At 65.0% G+C, this 6,616-nt stretch carries 5 protein-coding genes; all 5 read right to left on the reverse strand.

Annotated elements, in window-relative coordinates; translation table 11 throughout:
* Positions 1–131: 131 nt before the first annotated feature.
* Positions 132–905, reverse strand: coding sequence for an SDR family NAD(P)-dependent oxidoreductase (locus tag CWO91_RS40920; protein WP_130220981.1), 774 nt, complete (start codon positions 903–905; stop codon positions 132–134).
* A gap of 122 nt (positions 906–1,027) precedes the next feature.
* A complete protein-coding gene (pimD, locus tag CWO91_RS40925) occupies positions 1,028–2,170 on the reverse strand; it encodes a pimeloyl-CoA dehydrogenase small subunit (RefSeq protein ID WP_130220982.1) in 1,143 nt (380 codons plus the stop codon).
* 183 nt (positions 2,171–2,353) lie between these two features.
* Entirely contained in the window at positions 2,354–3,544 is a 1,191-nt protein-coding gene (gene pimC, locus CWO91_RS40930; protein WP_130220983.1) for a pimeloyl-CoA dehydrogenase large subunit, read from the reverse strand.
* Between the two features lie 140 nt (positions 3,545–3,684).
* On the reverse strand, positions 3,685–4,872 hold the full coding sequence (locus CWO91_RS40935; protein ID WP_130220984.1) for an acetyl-CoA C-acyltransferase: 1,188 nt from the start codon (positions 4,870–4,872) through the stop codon (positions 3,685–3,687).
* On the reverse strand, positions 4,869–6,551 hold the full coding sequence (pimA, locus tag CWO91_RS40940; RefSeq protein ID WP_130220985.1) for a dicarboxylate--CoA ligase PimA: 1,683 nt from the start codon (positions 6,549–6,551) through the stop codon (positions 4,869–4,871). The genes CWO91_RS40935 and pimA overlap by 4 nt, the downstream gene beginning before the upstream one ends.
* Between the last annotated feature and the right edge of the window lie 65 nt (positions 6,552–6,616).

Genomic DNA, 6,616 nt, shown 5'->3' on the forward strand with positions numbered 1-6,616 from the left:
CCCATAACCACAGGGATAAATTTGGCGAAGGTTAGTAGTCCGGGACTCGCACTTCATCCCCACCGAAAGATCACGCGGTATGGGTCCCGGCCTTCGCCGGGACGACGCCGGGGAGAGATCAGCGCTAGCCGCTACACCGCCGCCGTGGTGACGCCGCCGTCGATAACGATGGTCTGGCCGGTCATGAAGCTCGATGCGTCCGAGGCGAGGTAGGCGACGGCGCCGGCGATTTCGTCGGGCTCGCCGATGCGGCGGAGCGGCGTGGTGGCGGTGCGGCGCTTCAGCATGGCTTCGTCTTCCCACAGCGCGCGGGCGAAATCGGTCTTGACGAGGCCGGGGGCGATGCAGTTGACGCGGACGCCTTTCGGGCCCCATTCGCCGGCGAGCGAGCGGCACAGCGCGAAGTCGGCGGCTTTCGAGATGCCATAGGCGCCGATCACGGTGGAGCCGCGCAAGCCGCCGATCGAGGAGATGATGATGACGGAGCCGCCTCCGCGGTCGGCCATTTGCGGGATCGCGAGCGCGGAGAGCCAGATGTTGCTCTTGACGTTGCTGCCCATGATCTTGTCGAAGGCTTCGTCCGTGATGTCGAGCAACGGGCCGTAATACGGGTTCACCGCGGCGTTGCAGACGAGGATGTCGATCTTGCCGTAATGCTTGGTCGCACCCGCGATCAACGCCTCGACCTCGTTCTTGCGTGCGATGTTGCAGGGGATGACGATGGCATCGCCGCCGGCCGCAATGATGCCGTCGGCGACTTCCTTGCAGGCGTCGGCCTTGCGCGAGGAGACCACGACTTTTGCCCCGAGCTTTGCCAGGAGTTCAGCGGAGGAGCGGCCGATGCCGCGGCTGGAGCCGGTCACGACGGCGACCTTGCCGGTGAGATCGAACGGGGTGTTTTTCATTGTTGTTGCCTCGATGCTTCAACGGCCTCCGTCATTGCGAGCGCAGCGAAGCAATCCAGAATCTTTCCGCGGAGGAAGTCTGGATTGCTTCGTCGCAAGAGCTCCTCGCAATGACGGCGTGGCTAGATCAACCCGCCGGCATCGGCGACGCGGCGCTGGTGGTAGTCGGTGTCGCCAAAGCTGTTCTCGATCATGGTGAGGCGCTTGAAGTAGTGGCCGATCTTCGCCTCCATGGTCATGCCGATGCCGCCGTGCAGCTGGATCGACTGCTGGCCGACGAATTTCAGCGACTTGCCGATCTGCACCTTGGCCGCGGCGATCGCATTGCTGCGCTCCTTGGCGTTCTCGAAATCGTTCGCCATGGTCGCAAACATCGACATCGAGCGCGCCTGCTCAGCCGCGACGAACATGTCGGAGGCGCGGTGCTGCAGCGACTGGAACGAGCCAATCGCGACGCCGAACTGTTTTCGCGTTTTGATGTACTCGACGGTGGTCTTGAGCGACTCGTCCATCAGCCCGACCGCCTCGGCGCAGAGCGCGACGCGGGCCTCATCGACGACGCGCTCGATCAGCGCGAGCGAATCCTCGGGGTTGCCGAGCACGGCCTCGGGGCCGACCTCGACGCCGGTGAAGGTGATGTCGGCAGCATGCAGGCCGTCCTGGGTCGGATAGCCCTTCTTAGCTACGCCCTTTGCATTGGCGGGGACGATGAACACGCCGATGCCGCCATGATCGCGGCGCTCGCCCTTGGTTCGCGCGGTGACGATGAGGGTGTCGGCATTCTCGCCGTTGAGCACGACGAACTTCTCGCCGTCGATGACGTAAGCGTCGCCCTTCTTCTTCGCCGTCGTTGAGACGTCGAAGAGATCGTAGCGCGAGTTCTTCTCGAGCTGGGCAAACGCCAGCGTCTTGCTGCCGTCGATAAGCGAAGGCACGTGCGCGGCCTTCTGCGCGTCGGTGCCGGCATGACGCAGGAAACCGCCGCCGATCACGACCGTTGCGAGATAGGGCTCGAGCACCAGCGCCTTGCCGAGCGCCTCCATCACGATCATGGTCTCGACGCCGCCACCGCCGAAGCCGCCATCGGCCTCGCTGAAGGGCAGGCCGAGCAGGCCCTGCTCGGCGAGCTTGAGCCAGACGGCTTTGCTCCAGCCGCCCTTCTCGTTCATGTACTTCTTGCGGCTCTCGAAATCGTAGGAATCGGTCAAGAGGCCGTCGATGCTTTCCTTGAGAAGCCGCTGCTCCTCGGACAGATCAAAATCCATGTTCTTTGCTTCCTCGTACCCGGATCATCTGACTTCGTCATTCCGGGATGGCCCGAAGGGCCAGACCCGGAATCCATTTCGCCATTGAGTGTGCGGCCCGATGGATTCCGGGTTCGCGACTTCGTCGCGCCCCGGAATGACGGTGGAGAAATTGCCCTCCCCGCCTCCGCGGAGAGGGAGACATCACAGCCCCAGCACCGCCTTGGCGATGATGTTGCGCTGGATCTCGTTGGAGCCGCCGTAGATCGAGACCTTGCGGTTGTTGAAGTAGCTCGGCGCGATCTGGGCGGTCCAGTCCATGGCTTCGTTCGAGCCGTCGTCGCCGTGCACGTCGTAGGGCGCGGCGAACGGGCCGATCACTTCCATGAGCAGCTCGGTGGTGGTCTGCTGGATCTCGGAGCCCTTGATCTTCAGCACGGACGAAGCCGGATTGGGCTTGCCCTTGCCGTGCTTGCCTTCATCCGCGACGACGCGGAGCTGGGTGAGCTCGAGCGCCTTCAGCTCGATCTCGCAGGCGGCGAGCTTCTCGCGGAAGGCGGGGTCCTGGATGATCGGCTTGCCAGCGGATTCCACCTTGGAGGCGAGATCCCTGATGCGGCGGATGCGTTCCTTGGAGACGCCGACGCGGGCGATGCCGGTGCGCTCATTGCCGAGCAGGAATTTTGCGTAATCCCAGCCCTTGTTCTCCTCGCCGATCAGGTTCTCGATGGGCACCTCGACATCGTCGAAGAACACCTCGTTGACTTCGTGGCTGCCGTCGATGGTCTGGATCGGGCGCACGGTGACGCCCTTGGACTTCATCGAGAACACGATGAAGGAGATGCCCATTTGCTTTTTGGCGCTGGGGTCGGTGCGGCAGAGGCAGAAGATCATGTCGGCGTGCTGGGCGAGCGTGGTCCAGGTCTTCTGGCCGTTGATGATCCACTTGTCGCCCTTGCGCTCGGCCTTGGTCTTCAGCGAGGCGAGGTCGGAGCCGGAGCCGGGCTCGGAGAAGCCCTGACACCACCAATCGTCGACATTGGCGATGCGCGGCAGGTACTTCTTCTTCTGCTCCTCATTGCCGAAGGTGTAGATCACGGGGCCGACCATGCTGACGCCGAAGGCGAGCGGCTGCGGCGCCGGATAGGACTGCAGCTCCTCGTTGAAGATGTAGTGCTGCACGGATGTCCAGCCGGTGCCGCCATACTGCTTGGGCCAGTGGCTGACGCCCCAGCCCTTCTTGTTGAGGATGCGCCACCACGTCACCATCTCGTCCTTCGAGAGATGACGGCCCTCGACCAGCTTGCGCCGCGTGTCCGGCGGCACGTTGTCGCGGAAGAACTGCCGCACTTCCTCGCGAAACGCCTGCTCTTCTTTCGTGAATGCGAGATCCATCGGATCCTCCTACCCTTGTCGTCCCGGCGAAGGCCGGGACCCATAACCACCGCCCTTCGCTGGTACGAAGGCCATTCTTGTCTGTGCACCACACTCTTGCTGCGGAGTATGGGTCCCGGCTTTCGCCGGGACAACAGCGACTACTGCAACACCTCGAACAACCCGGCCGCGCCCATGCCGCCGCCGACGCACATCGTCACCACCGCGTACTTCGCCTTGCGGCGGCGGCCTTCGATCAGGGCGTGGCCGGTGAGGCGCGCGCCCGACATGCCGTAGGGATGGCCGACCGCGATCGCGCCACCATCGACGTTGATCTTGTCGGGGTCGATGCCAAGCTTGTCGCGGCAATACAGCACCTGCACGGCGAAAGCTTCGTTGAGCTCCCAGAGCCCGATGTCGTCGACGGTGAGACCGTGACGCTTGAGCAGGCGCGGCACGGCGAAGACCGGGCCGATGCCCATCTCGTCCGGCTCGCAGCCGGCGGAGACGAAGCCGCGGAAGATGCCGAGCGGCTTGAGGCCGCGCTTGGCGGCTTCCTTGTCGCTCATGATCACGGAGGCGCTGGCGCCGTCGGAGAGCTGGCTGGCATTGCCTGCGGTGATGCTGAAACCTTCGCCGCGCACGGGCTTGAGGCCGGCGAGGCCTTCGGCCGTGGTCTCGGGGCGCGGACCTTCGTCTTGCGACAGCGTGACCTCTTTCATCGACACGGCACCGGTGGCCTTGTCGGTCACCGCCATCTGCGTGGTGATCGGCGCCAGCTCGTCCTTGAATTTGCCGCCCTGCTGCGCGGCGGCGGTGCGGCGCTGGCTCTCCAGCGAGTACTCGTCCTGCTTCTCGCGCGAGATGCCGTAGCGCTTGGCGACGACCTCGGCCGTGTCGATCATGGGCATGTAGACCTCGCCCTTGATCTTGAGCAGCGCGGGATCCTGGGCGTGGAAGCCGTTCATCTTGTCGTTCTGCACGAGGCTGATCGACTCGCCGCCGCCGCCGACCGCGATCTCGACGCCGTCGAAGATCACCGAGCGTGCGGCGAGCGCGATCGCCTGCAGGCCCGAGGCGCATTGCCGGTCGATGGTGGTGCCGGCGACGGTGACGGGCAGGCCGGCGCGCAGCAGCGCCTTGCGCGTGATGTTGCCGCCGGTCGCGCCCTGCTGGAGCGCTGCGCCCATCACGACGTCCTCGATCTCCTTCGGGTCGACCTTGGCGCGGGCGACGGCCTCGCCGATGGCGTGGCCGAGCAGGGTCGCGCCCTCGGTGGCGTTGAGCGCGCCGCGATAGGCCTTGCCGATCGGGGTGCGGGCGGTGGAAACGATGACGGCGTCGGTCAAGAGCGACCTCCTGATACGGTTTTGGTGGATTGTGACGATTTCTGCTGCTGGCGCAATTCGTGGCGCGACAGCTTTCCGACCGGCGTGCGCGGCAGATCGTCGACGAAGGCGACCTCGGCCGGGAGTTCGTGCTTGCCGAGCTTGCCAGTGAGCTGGGTGCGCAGCTCGTCGAGCGAGAACGGTTTTGCGTCGGGCCTCAGCTTGATGAAGGCTTTTGCGGCCTCGCCGCGATACGGGTCGGGAATGCCGAGCACGATCACCTCGTGCACGCCGGGGATGGTGTAGATCGCCTGCTCGATCATCTGCGGATAGACGTTGAAGCCGCCGGAGATGATCATGTCCTTCTTGCGGTCGACCAGGAAGAAATAGCCGTCGGCATCTATGTAGCCGATATCGCCGGTGAGGAAGCGGCCGTCGACGAAGGCATCAGTCGATCCCTCCGGCTTGTTCCAGTAGCCCTTGGTGACGTTCGGGCCCTTGATGCGGATCTCACCGACGTCGCCCGGCGGCAGCACGCGTCTCGGATCGTCCAGCGCGACGACGTCGAGCTCGATGCCGGGCAGCATCAGGCCGATCGAGCCGGGCTTGTCGGGACCAACGGGCGGATGGCCGGTGCCGGGCGAGCAGGTCTCGGTCATACCCCAGCCGCTGCGCAGCTTCTTGCCGACCTTGCGCTCGAAGAAGTTCGCGATCTCCACCGGCAACGGCGCACCGCCGGAGCCGATGGTGACGAGCGAGGAGAAATCGCGCTTGTCGAGATCGGGCAGCGCCGCGATCGCGATCCACATCGTCGGCACGCCCGGAAAGTATGTCGCGCGCTTCACCTCGATGTCGCGCATCACGGCTTCGACGTCGAAGCGCTGATGCAGCGAGATCAGATTGCCGCGGCGGAGCGAGGACAAGAGCACGACGGTGAGCGCATAGATGTGGAACAGCGGCAGCACGCAGATCACGCGCTCGATGACATCGCCCCGCGCGGCGCGCGCCGGCTTGCCCCAGACGTCGTAGATCGACACCGCGGAGGTGAGATTGCCATGGGTGAGCATGGCACCCTTGGGCAGACCGGTGGTGCCGCCGGTATATTGCAGCAGCGCGACGTCATCGGCTGTCACGTTCGGCCACTGTGCCGGGGCGGCCGCGCCCTCGACGAAGGCTTTGAACGTGACGATGCGGGGATCCCTGGGGATCGCGGCCTGCGGCGTACCGACCTTGCCCCAATCATCGTCCTCGCAGACGACCAGGCGATCAATCAGCCCCTTCTCCAAAAATTTCAGCGCCGTCGGCAGCAGCGCTGCGAGGTTGGAGGTGACCAGCAGGCGCGAGCCTGAGTCTGACACCTTGTGCGTCAGCGCGATCTCGCCATCGAGCGGCGACAGATGCGCAATGCGCGCGCCGGCCTTCAGCGCGCCGAAGAAATTGACGGGGTGGTCCGGCGTGTTGCCGAGGAACAGCGCGACGGAGTTGTTCTTGCCACAGCCGGCGCTAAGGAACGCCGCAGCGGCGCGCTCGGCCATCGCGGCGAGCTCGGTGTAGCTGATCGGATGGTCCCGGAACTCCAGCGCGGTGCGCGGACCGTAATCAGTGGCGGCCTTCGACAAGAGGTCGGGGAGCGTGCCCTGGGCGATGGCGTCGTCCCAACGCACGCCCTCGGGGTAAAACTGTTCGCCGGGATGGGTCATTTCGTTTCGTTACTTTGCGAGGCCTGCGCGTGCTGACGTGAGGCGGGCACGTTGCCCGGGCTCCC

It is taken from the genome of Bradyrhizobium genosp. SA-3 (assembly GCF_004212635.1).
In the GTDB taxonomy this organism is placed as follows: domain Bacteria; phylum Pseudomonadota; class Alphaproteobacteria; order Rhizobiales; family Xanthobacteraceae; genus Bradyrhizobium.

Coding starts and splice junctions, on each gene's coding strand:
- CWO91_RS40920 (WP_130220981.1), bottom strand. CDS start 905: ATGAAAAACACCCCGTTCGATCTCACCGGCAAGGTCGCCGTCGTGACC.
- pimD (WP_130220982.1), bottom strand. CDS start 2,170: ATGGATTTTGATCTGTCCGAGGAGCAGCGGCTTCTCAAGGAAAGCATC.
- pimC (WP_130220983.1), bottom strand. CDS start 3,544: ATGGATCTCGCATTCACGAAAGAAGAGCAGGCGTTTCGCGAGGAAGTG.
- pimA (WP_130220985.1), bottom strand. CDS start 6,551: ATGACCCATCCCGGCGAACAGTTTTACCCCGAGGGCGTGCGTTGGGAC.